Origin of the sequence: Kocuria atrinae, assembly GCF_039531425.1 — a bacterium.
Classification (GTDB): domain Bacteria; phylum Actinomycetota; class Actinomycetes; order Actinomycetales; family Micrococcaceae; genus Kocuria; species Kocuria atrinae.
Genome location: NZ_BAAAQA010000015.1, coordinates 100,651 through 117,664, shown reverse-complemented (window position 1 = coordinate 117,664; position 17,014 = coordinate 100,651). Strand labels below are relative to the sequence as shown.

15 protein-coding genes are annotated in these 17,014 nt (G+C 64.0%); 3 read left to right on the top strand and 12 right to left on the bottom strand.

The window, feature by feature from the left end; genetic code table 11:
* Positions 1-5 precede the first annotated feature (5 nt).
* The 4 genes from ABD283_RS07105 to ABD283_RS07090 all read right to left on the bottom strand — a co-directional run bounded on the left by ABD283_RS07105 (position 6) and on the right by ABD283_RS07090 (position 5,226).
* Positions 6-1,319, bottom strand: coding sequence for a MurT ligase domain-containing protein (locus ABD283_RS07105; RefSeq protein ID WP_344224282.1), 1,314 nt, complete (start codon positions 1,317-1,319; stop codon positions 6-8).
* A gap of 62 nt (positions 1,320-1,381) precedes the next feature.
* Entirely contained in the window at positions 1,382-1,957 is a 576-nt protein-coding gene (locus ABD283_RS07100; protein ID WP_344224281.1) for an HIT family protein, read from the bottom strand.
* Complete coding sequence (gene thrS, locus ABD283_RS07095) at positions 1,954-4,038, bottom strand: threonine--tRNA ligase (RefSeq protein ID WP_344224280.1); 2,085 nt, start codon at positions 4,036-4,038, stop codon at positions 1,954-1,956. The genes ABD283_RS07100 and thrS overlap by 4 nt, the downstream gene beginning before the upstream one ends.
* 240 nt (positions 4,039-4,278) lie before the next feature.
* The gene (locus ABD283_RS07090; RefSeq protein WP_344224279.1) at positions 4,279-5,226 is read right to left on the bottom strand and encodes a DUF2382 domain-containing protein; all 948 of its coding nucleotides are present in this window, start codon (positions 5,224-5,226) and stop codon (positions 4,279-4,281) included.
* A gap of 349 nt (positions 5,227-5,575) precedes the next feature.
* On the opposite strand from ABD283_RS07090, the gene ABD283_RS07085 reads away from it, so the two are divergent.
* The 3 genes from ABD283_RS07085 (at position 5,576) to ABD283_RS07075 (ending at position 7,686) form a co-directional block, all read left to right on the top strand.
* Positions 5,576-6,085 carry an NfeD family protein gene (locus tag ABD283_RS07085; RefSeq protein WP_344224277.1) on the top strand — a complete coding sequence of 170 codons (510 nt, stop codon included), beginning with the start codon at positions 5,576-5,578 and terminating at the stop codon, positions 6,083-6,085.
* Between the two features lie 50 nt (positions 6,086-6,135).
* Positions 6,136-7,245, top strand: a complete 1,110-nt coding sequence (locus ABD283_RS07080; RefSeq protein ID WP_344224276.1) for an SPFH domain-containing protein — start codon at positions 6,136-6,138, stop codon at positions 7,243-7,245.
* A 105-nt stretch (positions 7,246-7,350) separates the two neighbouring features.
* Positions 7,351-7,686 (top strand): RNA polymerase-binding protein RbpA, encoded by a 336-nt coding sequence (locus ABD283_RS07075; protein WP_344224275.1) that lies wholly within the window; start codon positions 7,351-7,353, stop codon positions 7,684-7,686.
* Between the two features lie 134 nt (positions 7,687-7,820).
* Here ABD283_RS07075 and ABD283_RS07070 read toward each other — a convergent pair whose 3' ends face one another.
* The 8 genes from ABD283_RS07070 to ABD283_RS07035 form a co-directional block, all read right to left on the bottom strand.
* Entirely contained in the window at positions 7,821-8,561 is a 741-nt protein-coding gene (locus ABD283_RS07070) for a polyprenol monophosphomannose synthase (protein ID WP_344224274.1), read from the bottom strand.
* 190 nt (positions 8,562-8,751) lie between these two features.
* Positions 8,752-9,855, bottom strand: a complete 1,104-nt coding sequence (locus ABD283_RS07065; protein WP_344224273.1) for an amidohydrolase family protein — start codon at positions 9,853-9,855, stop codon at positions 8,752-8,754.
* A 28-nt stretch (positions 9,856-9,883) separates the two neighbouring features.
* Entirely contained in the window at positions 9,884-12,709 is a 2,826-nt protein-coding gene (locus ABD283_RS07060; protein ID WP_344224272.1) for a DEAD/DEAH box helicase, read from the bottom strand.
* Between the two features lie 58 nt (positions 12,710-12,767).
* Complete coding sequence (tatC, locus tag ABD283_RS07055; RefSeq protein ID WP_344224519.1) at positions 12,768-13,562, bottom strand: twin-arginine translocase subunit TatC; 795 nt, start codon at positions 13,560-13,562, stop codon at positions 12,768-12,770.
* Between the two features lie 200 nt (positions 13,563-13,762).
* Positions 13,763-14,101, bottom strand: coding sequence for a Sec-independent protein translocase subunit TatA (gene tatA / locus ABD283_RS07050; RefSeq protein WP_344224271.1), 339 nt, complete (start codon positions 14,099-14,101; stop codon positions 13,763-13,765).
* On the bottom strand, positions 14,085-14,465 hold the full coding sequence (locus ABD283_RS07045; protein WP_344224270.1) for a hypothetical protein: 381 nt from the start codon (positions 14,463-14,465) through the stop codon (positions 14,085-14,087). The genes tatA and ABD283_RS07045 overlap by 17 nt, the downstream gene beginning before the upstream one ends.
* Before the next feature lie 29 nt (positions 14,466-14,494).
* Entirely contained in the window at positions 14,495-16,615 is a 2,121-nt protein-coding gene (locus tag ABD283_RS07040) for a WYL domain-containing transcriptional regulator (RefSeq protein WP_344224269.1), read from the bottom strand.
* Positions 16,616-17,011, bottom strand: coding sequence for an FKBP-type peptidyl-prolyl cis-trans isomerase (locus tag ABD283_RS07035; RefSeq protein WP_344224518.1), 396 nt, complete (start codon positions 17,009-17,011; stop codon positions 16,616-16,618).
* Between the last annotated feature and the right edge of the window lie 3 nt (positions 17,012-17,014).

The following is a 17,014-nucleotide window of genomic DNA, read 5'->3' as shown; positions in this document are numbered from 1 at the left end:
GCTCCTTAGATCGCGTCCACGTGGGTCATGCCGCCCAGGATCTTACGCAGGGACAACATGGCGGTGTAGGTGCAGAAGATCCGCATCGGCCGGTCTCCTGAGTTCGCGATGAACTGCTGAAGAGCGGCTTCCAGATCGGGTTCGACCGAACCGACGTCCACCAGGTCGTAATCCAACCGCAGCGCCATGTCCCACGCGCGCACACCGGACACGATGTCCACGCCGCCGGCACGCAGGCTGTCGAAATCGACGTCCCACAGCCAAGAGACATCCCGGCCGTCCGCATAGGCGTCATTGATGGCAACCATGGTCGCGTAGTCCTCGGCGGAGGCCGAGGCCAACGACAGCCGGAAGCCGGCGGGGTTCTTCACCAGCAACAGCTGAAGCGGCTTGCCCTCCACCGTCACCGTTTCGCCGCGGCCGAAAGCAGGCGTCACCCGCGAGAGTTCATCGACCAGCGAAGCGACATCCGCAGATTCGCCGAGCACTTGCAGGCTCAGTGCCAGGGCTGCCGCGGCGTTGTACTGGTTGTAGACGCCGTACAGATCGATCGTGGCCGTGTGGTGTTCACCGTGCACGTCCAGCTCCACGCTGTTGGCCTTGACTGCGTTGAGCACCACGTCCGCGTGCGGTCGCGTCACGGACGGCTGTTCAGAATCCAGCTCCACGTCCTCGGTCTGCCGCAGCACGTCGCGCATGTCGTCATCGGACGGGAACATGGGGCGCAGGGCATCGGAGAGGCCGAACCATTCAACGGTGGCGCCGGCGGCGACGTGATCAGCGAGGCTCGCGATGCGCGGGTCCTCGCGGTTGAGCACCACCGTCCCGGTCGTGGCCTGGGCGACCTGGCTGAGCATGCGGCGAGTGGTGTCGATCTCACCGAACCGATCCAGCTGATCACGCATCACGTTGAGCAGCAGTGCGTAGCGCGGTTTGACCTGCTTGACGAAGTGAACGGCGTGCGCCTCATCGAGTTCGAGCACCGCCACGTCCGCGTCAAGGCGGCCGAACGCGTCCATTTCGGCCAACAACGACGCCGCCACGCCCCGCACGAAATTAGATCCCGTGCGATTGGTGAAAACACGCAGTCCCTGCGAACGCAACAGCTGCACGGCCATTTTGGTGGTCGTGGTCTTACCGTTGGTGCCGCTGATGACCACCACTCCACGGGGCAGCTTGGCGAGTTCTTCCGCGACGAAGGCGGGGTGCAGTTTTTCCATGACCAAGCCGGGGAAGGCGGATCCGCCGCCGCGCAGGCTCGAGGCCCACCGAACTCCCTGGCCAAGTAGCCGTACTAATGGTCGAGACATGGATTCCATCCTAGTGACAGGGCTATCACCACGCGCGAGCGTTGAACGTCAACGCTCGCGGGCGGTGCGAATCAGGAACGGGGCCAGGCCGCGGCGATGTCGTCGCGATTGGCTCCCAGGGTCTGAATGAGCGGCTTGGTGTGGGCAATCACGGGCATGAAGTTGGCGTCTCCACCCCACCGCGGCACCACGTGTTGGTGCAGGTGCGCGGACAACGAACCGCCCGCGGCCGAACCCAGGTTCAGCCCCACGTTGAACGCGGCCGGTTGGGCAACTTCTCGAATGGTGGCAACCGCCGTGCGTGTCAGCTCATTGAGTTCCCACAACTCCTCGTCCGTCAGCTCGGTGATGTCCGCGACGTGACGGTACGGGCAGACCAGCAAGTGCCCGGGGTTATAGGGGAACAGATTGAGCACCACGAAACAGTGCTCTCCACGATGCACGATCAGGGATTCCTCATCCGTGCGATCCGGTCCCGTGCAGAACGGGCAGCCCGGAGTTTCGTTGATCGAGGGATCCTCACCCCGCACGTAAGCGAGACGGTGGGGCGTCCACAGCCGTTGAAAACTGTCCGGGACACCCGGGATCTCGAACTCGTCCTGCGAAACCCAGTGCTTGTTCTCGTTGTCCTGGTTCGGCTCCGTCACGACTGCTCCGCAACCGGCTCCCCGCCGTCGCCGTTCGACGGCGCCGAGGGATCCTCGTTGACGCGATCGCGCACGTGGCGAACGATCATCTCCACGGCATCGTCCACGGGCACCGCGTTGTACTGAGAACCGTCGCGGTAGCGGAAGGAAACGGCACCGGCGTCGGCGTCGTCGCCACCCGCGATGACCACGAACGGGATCTTGTCCTTGGAGGCCGTGCGGATCTTCTTGGGGAAACGATCGGAAGAGGTGTCCACCTCGACCCTGATGCCCTGCGCACGCAGCTTGGCCGCGAACTCGTCCAGGTAGTCGTTGAAGGCCTCGGCCACCGGAATGGCGCGCACCTGAACCGGAGCCAACCACGCGGGGAAAGCACCGGCATAGTGTTCGGTCAACACACCCATGAAACGCTCCACGGAACCGAACAGCGCGCGGTGAATCATCACGGGGCGCTGACGCGTGCCGTCCGCAGCCTGGTACTCGAGGTCAAAACGCTCCGGCAGGTTGAAGTCCAACTGGATGGTCGACATCTGCCAGGTGCGGCCGATCGCATCCTTGGCCTGCACGGAAATCTTGGGGCCGTAGAAGGCTGCTCCCCCGGGATCCGGGACCAGCTGCAGGCCGGAGTCCTCGGCGACCTCCTGGAGAGTGCGAGTTGCCTCTTCCCAGATCTCGTCCGAACCGACGAACTTCTCCGGATCCCTGGTGGACAGTTCCAAGTAGAAGTCGTCCAAGCCGTAGTCCTTGAGCAAGGACAGCACGAAATTGAGGGTGGCCGTCAGCTCATCCTTCATCTGCTCACGCGTGCAGTAGATGTGAGCGTCGTCCTGGGTCATGCCGCGCACACGCGTCAGCCCGTGAATCACACCGGATTTCTCGTAGCGGTACACCGCGCCGAACTCGAATAACCGCAGGGGCAGCTCGCGGTAGGAGCGGCCGCGCGAGCGGTAGATCAAGTTGTGCATGGGGCAGTTCATGGGCTTCAGGTAGTAATCCTGGCCCGGTTTGGTCAGCTCACCCGTTTCCGCATTGCGCTCCTCGTCCACGTGCATGGGTGGGAACATGCCGTCCCGGTACCAGTCCAAGTGACCGGAAACCTCATACAGGTGGCCCTTGGTGATGTGGGGTGAGTAGACGAACTCGTATCCGGCCTCGGTGTGGCGCTGGCGCGAGTAGTCCTCCATCTCCTTACGGATGATGCCACCTTTGGGATGGAACACGGGCAACCCGGAACCGAGCTCGTCCGGGAAGGAAAACAGGTCCAGTTCGGAACCGAGCTTGCGGTGATCACGGCGTTCGGCTTCCGCCAGCCGCTCCTTGTAGGCCTTCAACTCGTCCTTGGACGGCCACGCGGTGCCGTAGATGCGCTGCAGCTGCTTGTTCTTCTCGTTACCGCGCCAGTAGGCAGCGGCCGAACGCATGAGCGCGAAGCCGTTACCGATCAACTTGGTGTTGGGCACGTGCGGACCGCGGCACAGATCGCGCCATACGATCTCGTGACTCTGCCGATCCACGTTGTCGTAAATGGTGATTTCGCCGGCGCCCACTTCCACCGATGCCCCTTCCGCAGACTCCTCCATGGAGCCGGAACCGGGGCCATTGGCCAGGTCGATCAGTTCGAGCTTGTAGGGCTCGTCCGCCATTTCCTTGCGGGCCTCGTCCTCATCGACCGCGCGCCGCTGGAACAGCTGCGACTTGTTCACGATCTTGAGCATGGACTTCTCGATCTTCTTCAGATCTTCGGGCGTGAACGGTTCCTCGACGTCGAAGTCGAAGTAGAAGCCATCCGTGATGTACGGGCCGATGCCCAGTTTGGCCTCCGGCCACAGCTGCTGAACCGCCTGCGCCATCACGTGCGCGGTGGAGTGACGCAGCACTTCCAGCCCTTCGGGGTCGCTCACGAGCACGCGCTCCACGACATCGCCGTCGGACAGCTCGGTGCTCAGGTCCTTGAGTGCACCGTTGATGCGAGCAACCACCACCTCACGCTGATCCGCGTACAGATCAGCCGCCGTGGTTCCCTGGGCCTCAGTGCGGGGGGCGCCGTCCACGGTCAGCTGTAATTGAGCGGCATCAGACATGAGTAACTCCTCTAAAATTTTGGCGACGCGCGACCATACCGGGGACGCGCGGGACCCGCAGATCTTTCGATGTAACGGGGACGCAGATGATGCTACCGCCCACACCAGGGGCAGACACAGTTGGTGGGCCAGGAACCCGCCCGGAATCAGTGTTTTTGGGCCAGAAACAACTGCACCCCGAGCCGTGAGGCCCGGGGTGCAGCAATTACCGATTCAACGCCTCAGCGTTGCGGATCAGTTTCAGCGACGCGGAGCGTTGCCGTCGCGGCCGTCCAGGTCGCGGTCACGATCGGTCAGGTTGCGATCGGCGTCGGTCTCGACATCGACCTGTTCCTTGCGAACGTCAGCTTCGACCTTCTGGGTGTCGCGGACGGTCTCCTTGTTCAGGCCAACCTCCTCGACAGCCACGGCTTCCTTCTCGACCACGGGGCGCTCTTCGTGGAGGGAAACCTCGACCTCTTCCTCACCGATGGTGCCGGCGCCGGGGCGTGCCTGGCCGTCACGGATCGGGGTGCGCTCGACGGAAACCTCTTCGCGCTCCACCGGAACGTCAACGGTCTCGTGATCGGTGACCACGTACTTGCGCAGACGTGCACGGCCGGTCTCGCGCTCCTGGGTGCCAACGTTGAGCTGCTCCTCGTGGCGAACCACGGAAGCGTCGTCACGGTCGGTCAGGTCACGGTCAGCGACGTCGCGGCGGTCCTGGTCCACCAGGCCGCGGTCGCGATCGTTGAGGTCGCGGTCACGGTCGGTCAGGTCGCGATCGCCGTCGCGGCCAGCGGCTGCGCCTGCAACACCGGCGGTGCCAGCGGTACCGGCAGCGGCGTTGCGGTCGCGATCGTTGAGGTCGCGGTCACGATCTGCGTCACGACCGTTGTCGTAGTTCAGCTCGTAGTAGCGGTAGAGCTCTTCCTCTTCCTGCGGGGAGAGGTGCTGGTCTGCATCGACCTTCGGAGCATCCTTGATGACGTCCTTCTGGTAAGGCAGCACAACGCGATCGCCGTCCTGGCGAACGTCCTTCACCGGAACGAAGCTTTCCTTCGCGCCGAAGAGACCGGTGTTCACGGTCAGGAACGTGGGCTCACCCGAGTTGTCGTCGAGGAACACCTGCTCAACCTTGCCGACCTTGTCGCCGTCAGCATCGTAGGCAGTGCTGGAGAGAATCGCATTCACATCGAAAGTGGTCATCGCAAGAACTCCTTCAAGTTTATTGCGTTCGTCAAAGCACGGTTTGTGCCTTGCGAGCCATCACTCTGCACGATGGCATTGTGATCTAGCTTGCCGCCCAGCTTACTGATCTTCAGTTGCCTGACAACCAATTTTCTCTCTCGGGTGAAATGCCCTCCGACTACTTCCCACACCCGGATTTACCAATTAGTGACCCGCGGGTACCGCCGCACGCCCGGTTCTCGCTCATGGGCCCGAAACCGGTCATTCCCGGCCCCGACACGTGGGGTAGGGCACAATGGGGAGGGAGCCGACAGGTGGCGGGCTGCGCATCCTGCGGAGGCGGCCACTTCCGACACTTCAACCAAGTATGGAGCCGCACGTGTGGGACGCACTGGTCAATAACCCCTGGATCCTCTGGCTGATCATCATGCTGATTCTGGCTGGGATCGAGATGCTCACTCTGGACTTCTTGTTCCTGATGATGTCCATCGCGGCCCTGTGCGCTGGAGTAGTGAGCTTCTTCACCCACAGCATCCCCTTGCAAGTCATCACGTTTGCCGTGGTCGCGGTGCTTCTCATCTTCCTTCTGCGCCCGGTTGCGCTGAACCGCATCAACAGATCCACCCCGAGTACACGTTCCAATGCCGAGCGCCTGGTGGGCCTGTCCTGCACCGTTTTGGAACCCGTCAGCGAGAACACCGGCCTGGTTCGCCTCGAGGGCGATATCTGGACCGCCCGCTCTGCCGAACACGGCACCCTCGAGGTCGGCACCAAGGCCTACGTCTACCGCATCGACGGCGCCACCGCGGTTGTTTCCGGCACCGCCCCCGCCACCACGGATTTCTCCGACTCCCCCGCTTCCCAACCCGGGTACTAGAACAACAGTGGGGCCGACCGGCCCGCACTCCACCCATGTGAGAGGACCCCATGGAAATCGTCATCACAGTACTGCTCATAGTGGTGGTGCTGGCTGCGGCAATCGCCTTGATCAAGGCGGTTCGCATTATTCCGCAGTCCCGCGCCGGCATTGTGGAACGTCTCGGCAAGTACCAGTCCACCCTGAACCCCGGTCTCCACTTCCTCATCCCCTTCGTCGATCGCCTGCTTCCCCTGATCGACCTGCGTGAGCAAGTTGTGCCGTTCCCCGCTCAGTCCGTGATCACCGAAGACAACCTGGTGGTCGGCATCGACACCGTTGTGTACTTCCAGGTCACTGACCCCCGCGCCGCGACTTATGAGATCACCAACTACATCCAGGCCGTGGACGAGCTCACCAGTGCGACCCTGCGTAACGTGGTCGGTGGCCTGAACCTTGAAGAAACCCTGACCTCGCGCGACAAGATCAACGCCGAATTGCGCGGTGTGTTGGACTCCACCACCGGTCGCTGGGGCATTCGTATTTCCCGCGTGGACATCAAGGAGATCACTCCCCCGCCGTCCATCCAGGACTCCATGGAGAAGCAGATGCGCGCCGAGCGTGATCGTCGTGCAACCATCCTCACGGCCGAGGGTGAGAAGCAGTCCCAGATCCTGACCGCCGAGGGTGAACGACAGGCCGCGGTGCTCTCCGCTGAGGGTGACGCCAAGGCCGCTATCCTCCGCGCGGATGGTGAGGCCCAGGCCATCGCCAAGGTGTTCGATTCGATTCACCGCGCCAAGCCCACGCAGAAGCTGCTGGCTTACCAGTACATTCAGACGCTGCCCAAGGTGGCGGAGGGTTCCGCCAACAAGGTGTGGATGATTCCCGCCGAGCTCAGTACCGCGCTGCGCGGTGTGGGCAACTTCCTGGCAACCCCGGGAGGCGGCGGCGAAGGCCCACACGATTCTTCCTGGGACGATCAGGACGAAGAGCCCACCGCCAGTAGTGCGTATTCGGAGCCCATCGTGGAATCCGAAACCGTGAAGGTCACGGAGGAAGATCTCGAGCCGGATCTGACGTTGACCGACCCCAACGACTTCGAGATGCCGGAGGCCCCCTTCGGCGATCCGGCCCCCGGTGAGGACGGTTCCGGCAATACCGGGAATGAAACACGCTAGTTCATGGTTGTACCCGGTTGATGCGGATTTCTGGGTTCCGAACCTCGTGTTCGGAACCAAGGATCTCGACCTTTGTACCAGTAGGACTTCAGGAAGGACCGTCCAGTGAGCGATCGCAGTCTGCGTGGAATGCGCTTGGGTTCCCAGTCGATGGAAACCGAGAACGGTGTTGAACCGGCCCCGCGCCAACGCGTGGAGTACCGCACCAAGGATGGTGAGTCCGTGAGCGTGATGTTTGCGGCGGAGGCGGAGATTCCCCCGGTGTGGACCACCAAGACCGGCCACGAGGCGATCCTGGTGAACGGCGAGAAGCCCGAGAACCCCAACGAGAAGCACGTGCGTACCCACTGGGACATGCTCATGGAGCGTCGCAGTGCTGAGGAGCTCGAAGAGATTTTGCAGCAGCGCCTGGACTTCTACAAGGAACGCCACGCGATCTAAATCCCGTCACGCCCGGTGAAGCGCCCCACGGACGCACCGCCGGGGCAGGGGCGACAGACAGACGCCGACGCCGCGTACCAGACTTGGTACGCGGCGTCGGCGTTTAAGGTCGTCTTGGGCTCGCCCCGGTCGGGCTACTTAGCCAGGCCCAGTTTGGCGGCCAGAGTCTGCGCGCGAGCAGTCAAGCCCCACTTGGCCACGTTGGTCGCGGCCTCCACGGTGACGTTCTTGCTCATTTTGGAGACACCTTCTTCGCGCTCCACAAAGGTGATGGGGACCTCGGTGATCTTCAGTCCCAGGCGTTCGGTGCGCCATGCGAGGTCGATCTGGAAGCAGTAGCCGCGCGAACGAACGGAATCCAAATCGATCGCTTCGAGGGTGGCGCGCTTGTACGCGCGGTAACCGCCGGTGATGTCGTGGATGCTGGTGCCCAGCAGCACGCGCGAATAGAGGTTGCCGCCGCGCGAGATCAGCTGTCGGTCCAACGGCCAGTTCTCGGTACGGCCACCCGGCACGTAGCGGGATCCGATCGCCAGGTCCGCGCCGTTCTCGATAGCGTCCAGGAGCAGGGGCAACTGCTCGGGCTGGTGGGAGCAGTCGGCGTCCATTTCAACCAGGACGTCATAGCCGTTGTCGAGGCCCCAACGGAATCCGGCAATGTAGGCCGGCCCCAGGCCCTCTTTCTTGGCACGGTGAAGCACGTGGATGTTCTCGTCCTGGCCGGACATTTCATCGGCCATCTGGCCGGTTCCGTCCGGGCTGTTGTCATCCGTGATCAACACGTGCGCATCCGGAACGGCCGCCCGCAACCGGTTCACTACCGTGGGCAGCGATTCGCGTTCGTTGTAGGTGGGAATGATGGTGAGAACTCGCACGGGGCGTCCTTTCAGGCCACTGGGGACGGGGATAAACGCCCCGAACACACCACAGGGCAGGCCCATCCGCCTTCGGACCAGGTGCGGATCGCTCCGCAGCGCTGTTTTCTAAGGACGGATGAACCCACCCGGCAGTAAGAATTCAGTCTAACGGTCAACTTTGGTCAGCACCAAGATGACCCGTTGTCAATCATTCGAAGACAATTTTTCCCGCGACCACGGTGCGTTCACACGCGGGCAACCGGGGGTCGTCCAAGGCAGGCAGCGCTGGGGTGCGCGCGCGAGGGTCCGTACTCCAGGAGGCGCCGGTCCCCTGCGCTTGCTGCACCATGAGTGACTCCGCGTCCCACATGGCCAAGCTTGCTTCCGCACCGGGTGCCAACTGGCCGGCGAGCGGCTGAGCGTCGCGCTGCGCGCGCCACACACCCCGTGTGAGGGCTAGGAATGCCGCGCGTGCCGAAGTTCGGTGACTCGGTTCCCGAGCCTCGAGAGCGTCCTTCACGGCCTGCCAGGGGTTCTCGTCCGCCGTCATGAGCGTCACGGGGACACCCGCTCGGGCCAGGGCCGTCAGCGGGGCGACGCCGGGTCGCGAACTCACGGACAAGGCATGTCGAGCGAGGGACTCGCTTTGTTCCTCGCTGAGTTCGCCCACTCCCACGAGTCGGTGACCGTGAGAACGGAACGCCCGCTCCCCCAACGTGTCGGTGGCCCGTTGGGCCGCCTCGAGAACGGCGTCGATAGTGGCCCCCGACGCTCCTTCCGGGGAGTCCACGACTCCACCGTTGCACACCATGACGGCCTGGTAGCGCGCCTCGGAGCACGCTACGAGGTGGCCCGTCAGCGTCTCCACCAATGCTGCGTGATCCAGGTCGGGGGCGATCTCAATCCCGAGACAGGGACGCGGTGCCTCGGCCGCAGTGATGTCCGCGGCGTCCGTGACCGGGTGGATCAGGACCGGCAAGGGGACGAGCCCCGAATTCTTGGCGCGAGCTACGGCGTCGGTCAAGACATCTGCGTTGTCGGAGAGCAGTTCTACGGCACCGTACCCCTGAGCGACGGTGACGAGGTGTTCCTCACCGGTGATCCGCTGATGTGCCACGAATGTGGGGGTGATCACGGCGCCTGCCACGTCCACCACGCTGGTCTGTTCTCCCGCCATGGCCTGTGCGGCGCTGTCGGAACCCAACCACGCGACCGTGGGCCCGTCCACCAGGATGGCCGTGGCGAACGGATCCACCGGTGAATACACCGAGGCGTTCACATACATCGCGGTGGTTGTCGTTTGTTGGGTCACGCTTGCCTCCGGAAGATCATGGGGTTGTTCACTGTTCAAAGACGCTGTATTCGACCACACCGCGGCGCACCGCCTTGATGGCATCGAGCGCGGTGGCACGAATGGCCGGATCCACGTGCTCCACTCCCGCCAGTTGGTCCAGCAGATCGATGGTTTGCTTGGCCCACCGGACGAAGTCGCCAGCGGCCAGGTCCGTGCCAGTCAGGGTCTTGGTCAGGCTCGCGCCCCGGGCCCAGCGGTACATAGGGTCCACCAGGCCGAGTTCCGGCTGTGCAGTTTGCGGAAGCCGATGCTGTGCCTCCACATCAGTGAGCACCGCCCAATTGTGAATCAAGGTCTGCACGGACGCTTCCATGTGAGCCGTGGGCATCTTGGGACGGGACCCCTGATCGTCCCGGCGGGGCTGATACACGAGCGCCGTGACGACACCAGCCAGTCCGGCTGTGTCGAGGCCGTCCAGGAACCCGTCCCGCAAGGTCAGCGCGAGTAGGAGATCCCGTTCACCGTAGATCCGGCGCAACTGTTCACCGGCCGGCGTGGGTTTAAGGCTCCCGGACTCGTCCTGTCGCAAGTACTCGAAGTGCGTGAGCACCGCACATACGCGATCGAAAGTGGCGGCAATGCTGCCTGTGCGTCCGGCAATCTGCTTGCGCAGTCCGTCGGTTTCCTTCTCGAGCTTCCAGGCCCTTTCGGCCCAGCGAGCATGGTGCTCGCGGTCCGAACATCCGTGGCACGGGTGGGAGCGCAGGGCGCGGCGCAGATCCTCGATCTTCCGGTCCCTTGCCGAGGTCCCGCGGTCGAAGCGAATGGTGTGACCGCCACTGCGTTCGCGCGCTGGGCGGTGTTCACGCAGTGCCGCACGCACCGTGGAGGCCAAATCCTTACGTTCTTGCGGCGAACGGCCCGAGAACCGCTTGGGGATCTTGACCTTGGACTCGGGTTCCAGTGAACCGTCCAGATCATTGACCCCCACGCGCCGCAATTTCCCGTCCAGGGTGAGGATATGGGGCCGTGGATCGAACGGATGCTCGTCCGCCTTGACCACCACGGCGTATCCCGCGTTGCGTCCTTGCGGAATGTCGATGACATCACCGGGCAAGAGATCCTGGAGCGACACCGCGGCATCGTTGCGTTGCCGTGCGGAACGGGACTTGGTCGCCGATTTCTCGAGCCCGTTGAGCTCACGCCGCAGCCTCGCGTACTCCGTGAAATCGCCCAGGTGACAGGACATGGCCTCCCGGTAGGCCTCCAGGGTCTTTTCCTGTGACCGAACGCGCTTGGCAATCCCCACCACGGATCGGTCCGCCTGGAACTGCGCGAAGGAGGTTTCCAGGATTGACCGAGATCGCTTGGCGCCGTAGCGGGCGATCAGGTTGGTCGACATGTTGTAGGTGGGGCTGAAACTTGAATTCAGCGGATAGGTGCGTTTAGAGGCCAGACCGGCCACTGCCTGCGGGTTCATGCCGTCGCGCCACAGCACCACGGCATGGCCTTCCACGTCGATTCCTCGACGGCCTGCGCGGCCCGTGAGCTGCGTGTACTCACCCGGGGTGATATCAACCCTCGACTCACCGTTGAACTTGTCCAGACGTTCCAGCACCACCGAACGGGCGGGCATGTTAATGCCCAACGCCAGGGTTTCCGTAGCGAAGACGGCCTTCACGAGACCCTGGGCGAACAGTTGCTCGACCACTTCCTTGAACACCGGCAGCATGCCCGCGTGGTGGGCGGAGATACCGCGCACCAGGCCGTCGTACCAGTCGTGGTAGTTCAAGGCCGCCAGGTCGGCAGCGGTCATGTGTGAGGTCGCTTCAGCGACATAAGCGCGAACCGTCTTCTGTTCCTCGGGAGTGGTCAGCCACAGGTCTGCGGCTACGCACTGGGCCACGGCGGCGTCGCAACCGGCGCGGGAAAAGATGAAGGTGATAGCCGGAAGAAGTGCCTCTGCGTCCAGCCGGCGGAGCAGATGGGGGCGGGAGATCCGATCCTGGCGCGCCACGCGGGGCTCGGAATGATGCGGTCCGCGGCGGCGTCGACCGCGATGATTGGGGCCGCGGCCTCCCCCGCGACCACCGCGCGGATGCTGAGCGCGGAAGAGTCGCAGCAGTTCCGGATTCACCGCGGGCTCGTCCGCGTGCGGTTGGGCCTGGCGCTCGGCGGCTTCTTCCACCGTGTCCTCGACGAACAGGTCCAGCAGCTGCGAACCCACCTGAACGTGTTGCCACAACGGAACCGGTCGGTGTTCGGACACCACCACGTCCGTGTGACCGCGGACTTGATGTAGCCACGCACCGAATTCCTCGGCATTGGACACCGTGGCCGACAAGGACGCCAGCTGGACGTGTTCCGGCAAATGAATGATGACTTCTTCCCATACGGCGCCCCGGAAGCGATCGGCGAGGTAGTGCACCTCGTCCATGATCACGTACCCGAGGTTGGTGAGGGTCGAGGAATCCGCGTACAGCATGTTGCGCAGGACCTCGGTGGTCATCACCACGATCTCCGCCTCGGAATTGACCGATGTGTCGCCGGTCAGCAGTCCCACTCGGTGACTGCCCCAGCGGCGGGAGAACTCGTGGAACTTCTGATTGCTCAGCGCCTTGATGGGGGTGGTGTAGAACGCTTTGCGGCCCTGGGCCAGGGCCAGGTGGATCGCGAACTCCCCCACCACGGTCTTACCGGCACCCGTGGGGGCAGCCACCAGCACGCCGTGCCCCTGTTCAAGCGCCCTACAACCCTCCGTCTGGAAAGGGTCGAGTTCGAAATCCAGCAGCTGTTCAAACGCCGCGAGTTCGGTGCTCGCGTGGGCTGCACGAGCCTTGGCGGCCATGAAACGGTCGGCGTAGGAAGACATGGAACTAGCCTACGGCGTAGCGCCGACACCCATAAAACGTTGGAACGTGGTTCCGCTGCTAGCCCATCTTGCGGAGGTCGTCTGCGGAGGTGGCGCTGTCAGCCGTCATTCCCGTGGCGGCTTCCCGCTTGGCGGCCTTCTTGGCACGCCTGCGGTCCAGGAACAGGCAGAGCCCCACGGCCACGAAGAAGAGTACGAGCAGCGGAATGGCCAAGTACAACATGGTGATCGGGTCCGGACCGGGTGCGGCCATGGCGGAGATGACCAGTACGATCACGACCACTACGCGCCAAGATTTCAGGACAGTGCGCCCGGAAAGCAGGCCCAGCATGTTGAGGCCCACCAAAAACACCGGAATCACACAGGCCACGCCGAAAGTGAGGATCAGTTGGAGGAAGAACCGCAGGTACTGGTTGGCCTCCACGAAGTTTGCGCCGCCCTCGGGCGTGAACGCGGTCAGGGCATACACCGCCGCGGGCAATGCCGTGATGGCCAGGACGCAACCGCCGATGAACAGCGGTATGGCCGCGGCCAGGAAGCCCATGGCGTAACGGCGTTCGTGCTTGTGGAGGGCCGGGGTGATGAACGCCCACAACTGGTACAGCCACACGGGAGAGGCGAAGATGACACCCAGCACCAGGGCCACCTCGACCATGATGTTGAAAGAGCCACCCACCGATGAGTAGTTGATGGTGGCGGTTCGTCCCGAATCCGCGAGCCGTTGCAGCGGCTCGGTGATGTACTGCATGAACGGGTTGTAGACCATGAACCCCGCCACCGCACCGATGACCGCCGCAATGGCGGACTTGATCAAGCGGTTGCGCATCTCCCGCAGGTGTTCCTTCAGGGCCATCTGGGCCTGGGGATTGTTCCTGCGTGCGGTGCTCTTCTTGCGGGACCGGCGCTCTTGGCGGCGCGAGGAACCCCGCAGCGACTTGGAATCAGTGGCAGACATACGAACCTATGCGTTGAGTTGGGCCGCACCGAGGTGCACAACCGGGCCGAACCAAACGGTTCGGCCCGAGCGCTGTGTACTGAGCAGTTCCCCGCGGACTAAGCGCTGGGGCGCTGGTTGGGATCAACCTGGTTATTCGGCTGAGCAGTCGCCTGACCGGCTGATTGGCCAGGAGCGACCGGCCCGTTGTTCACGGTGTTGGTCGTGGCAGGGTTCTGCGGCTGCGAGATGTTCTGACCGTCCGAAACCGGCTGGCCGTTCACGGTGACGTTATCGTCATCGCCGTCCTTCTTCATCTCCTTGACCTCGGACTTGAAGATCCGCATGGACTGGCCCAGGCTGCGAGCCATGCCCGGAAGCTTGGGGGCACCGAACAGCAGCAGGATCACCACGAGGATGAGGATGATGGTGAGGGGGCTGTCAAACAAGCGGCCCATGGTGGAGTCCTTTCCGTTCAGCCCGGCGGAGGTCGGACAGCCGTTGGGGCTGGCCCTTGGCGTCCTTGCGGTTCATGCGGCGGATGAGCCGGGCTGTTTGTCGTTGATCGCGGCCGCTCGAGTAGGCGGCGCGGGCCGAGTTCACCGGGGTGAACACGGCAGGTTCAGCGGGTGTGCGCAGTGGTTGTGACGCTCCCTGGGCTGTGGCGTTCCACCGCACCGTGAGGTCATCGGCGAAGGCCTCGACCTCACGCAATGCGGGTAAGGCCTTCTTGGTGACCAATCCCCACACCGCGCCCACGATGAACGCAAGACTGACCAGGACCAGAACGGTCCACAGCACAATCCACATCCACCACAGCATGGACCCCAGTATAGGGCCGAGTCGGTCCCCTAAGTCCGAGTTCCGTCCGTGAAGAGGCTGTTATTTATCCACTGTTCAACTGCGTGGACCACCTCGGGCGGCGAGGCCACGGCCACGTGCCCCGCATGCCTGGTCACGAGCGAACTCAGCGCTTCCACCGTGGGGAAATCAACTTCCGCAGCCACGTACTCCGGCAGTTGCTTGGGTCCCCGGGTCCCGGCGGGTCCGGTGGCCGCGGGGATGGGTGGCTCATCGCCGGGCGGCAGTTCCACGGTGGCCGCGCGCTTGGCGTGATAGTGCTCCACGATCCAGCGGCCACGGCGGTCGGTCACGAGGACGGCTTGCACTGGCCTGCGCTTCTCTGGATACAGACTGGTGCGGGTTTCCGAGTCCATGCGCGGGTGCGCCTGGGCCTCCCCGATGTCCTCGGAGCTGAGAATGCAGTCCGCGCGGAACGTCCTGGGCCCCTTGGCGTTGAGACACCAGCCGCGCACGTACTGGTGACCGTCGGAAGAGACGATACGCACCGGATCCACAAGGCGTTCGGTGACCTCGTCCCGTGAGGCCACCACGTAGCGGATCTTCACGCGCCGGTTGTTTGCGATGGCCTCGCGCACCCGGCCCACCAGTTCGGTGTCCTCGGGCACGGGCTCGGCGGGTTGGTCCGGGGCAGCCAGCGCGTCGGCGAGCGGCAGGGCATCGGCGGCGGTCGCCACTTTGCGCATGGTGGAGCGAACGACGTCGCTGTTGCCGCCGGGCAGCGCCTGGAGAGTTTGTAGCCCCATGAGCAAAGCGCTGGCCTCTGGCACCGTGAGCCGCACGGGTTCGGAGAGTTCCTGTGCGTTGCCCAGGTAGATGTGGCCGTCGTCCCAGGACGCGTCGATCAGCTGATCGGGCATGTGACCGGGCCGTCCGCACACGAATAATGTCTGCAGATCTGCCACCAGTTCCTGGTCGGTGATGCCGAAGTGCCGCGCCGTCTCCTCCAGTTCCGCTCCCTGGTGGGAGTACACGTGACGCACGATGTGCAGGAGCCTGGCCAGGTGTTGTTCGGTACTGGCCTTGGCGGCTCCATTACGGCGTTGTTTACCCCAGGCAACCTGCACACCGCCCACGCGTTCCTGGAACTTCCGGGCCTCGGCCAGCCGGCGTTCCACCGCTCGGGCCACCGCCAGTTGGGTGTCCAGATCGGCGCCCGCAGCCGTGGCCACCACGGCGTCCGGTCCCGCAGCGCACACGTGCTCTGCCGCGCCCTCGGTGTCAGGGACTGCCAGCAGCACGGCATCGAAGCCCGCGGGTAGGTGCGGATCCTCTGCCGTGAGCGGGGTGGCAATCTGGCGCAGCAGTTGCGCCGCGCCCTGGCGGACGTACACCGTGACTCGCACGCGCGTGGGCGGGTGAACCATGCGCGCAAGCTGGCCGCCCATGGAGAAATCTTCGGGAGGTTGGAAACTGTCCCGGGTGATGGCCACCTCAGAAATTATTCTGGACAGCCGAAACGTGCGTTCGGCTTGCCGGTCCTCATCCCAGCCGGCCAGATACCACGCGCCGAAGCGCGAACCGACACCCCAGGGCTGGACCGTGCGGCGACTGTACGCGCCGGTTCGGTCCACATAGTCGAAGCGCACCGTCCGATGGCTCAGGACCGCAGAGAGTAACGGTTCGAACGCGGGGTCGGCCACGGCCACGGTGGGCTGGACGTCCCGGCCCGGCGCCGCCTCGTGGGAGAGTGCGGGCTCGAGCTTGTCCAGGGCGCGACGCGCCAAACGATCCTGGGCGGCGTCGTTCCAGGCGTCCGCGGCGACCGCGAGCACCGCCGACTCCTCCGCGCTGAACTGGACCTGAGGAAGGCGGTACGAGCCGCGGGACACGCGATAGCGCGGTGCCAATTGCGCGTCCGAGGCCCATGGATCATCATCCGGGATTTCCTCGACCGGGTAGCCCAGGGAGCGCAGGTGCGACTTGTCGCGCTCGAACATCCGCTCGAACGCGTCATGGCTACCGGCCTTGTGGTACCCGGGAACGATGTCCCGCAACTGATCACGTGTGTACCCGCTCTCGCGGTCCAACAGCGCAATGAGCAGGTTGAGGAGCCGCTCCGCCGACGCTGCGGTGGAGCGGCCCGAACCCGAACCCGAGGATGGGGGCATTTAGCGGACGTCGACCAGATCGACCACGAAGATCAGAGCCTCGTCCGGGCCGATGGCGCCGGGAGCGCCGCGCTTGCCGTAGGCCATCTCCGAAGGGATTTCCAGACGGCGGCGGCCACCTACCTTCATGCCGAGCAGACCCTGGTCCCAGCCCTGGATGACCTGACCAATCCCCACGGTGAAGTCCAGGGGCTGGTTGCGGTTCCAGGAAGCATCGAATTCCTCGCCACCCGAGTAGGTCACACCCACGTAGTGGCAGGAAATGCTGTCCCCGGCCTTGGCCTCGCGGCCGGTGCCCGGAATCACGTCAGTGATGCGCAGTTCCGTGGGAACCGGATCCTGTGGGAAATCGATCTCCGGCTTGGAGCGATCCAAATTGCGCTGTCCAAATGACACGGT

What these genes read in the sequence shown, in the direction of transcription:
- thrS (WP_344224280.1), bottom strand. Translation starts at nt 4,038, where the DNA reads ATGTCTGATGCCGCTCAATTACAGCTGACCGTGGACGGCGCCCCCCGC.
- tatA (WP_344224271.1), bottom strand. Translation starts at nt 14,101, where the DNA reads ATGGGCCGCTTGTTTGACAGCCCCCTCACCATCATCCTCATCCTCGTG.
- ABD283_RS07060 (WP_344224272.1), bottom strand. Translation starts at nt 12,709, where the DNA reads ATGTCTTCCTACGCCGACCGTTTCATGGCCGCCAAGGCTCGTGCAGCC.
- ABD283_RS07045 (WP_344224270.1), bottom strand. Translation starts at nt 14,465, where the DNA reads ATGCTGTGGTGGATGTGGATTGTGCTGTGGACCGTTCTGGTCCTGGTC.
- ABD283_RS07040 (WP_344224269.1), bottom strand. Translation starts at nt 16,615, where the DNA reads ATGCCCCCATCCTCGGGTTCGGGTTCGGGCCGCTCCACCGCAGCGTCG.
- ABD283_RS07085 (WP_344224277.1), top strand. Translation starts at nt 5,576, where the DNA reads ATGGAGCCGCACGTGTGGGACGCACTGGTCAATAACCCCTGGATCCTC.
- ABD283_RS07105 (WP_344224282.1), bottom strand. Translation starts at nt 1,319, where the DNA reads ATGGAATCCATGTCTCGACCATTAGTACGGCTACTTGGCCAGGGAGTT.
- tatC (WP_344224519.1), bottom strand. Translation starts at nt 13,562, where the DNA reads ATGGCCCTGAAGGAACACCTGCGGGAGATGCGCAACCGCTTGATCAAG.
- ABD283_RS07080 (WP_344224276.1), top strand. Translation starts at nt 6,136, where the DNA reads ATGGAAATCGTCATCACAGTACTGCTCATAGTGGTGGTGCTGGCTGCG.
- ABD283_RS07090 (WP_344224279.1), bottom strand. Translation starts at nt 5,226, where the DNA reads ATGACCACTTTCGATGTGAATGCGATTCTCTCCAGCACTGCCTACGAT.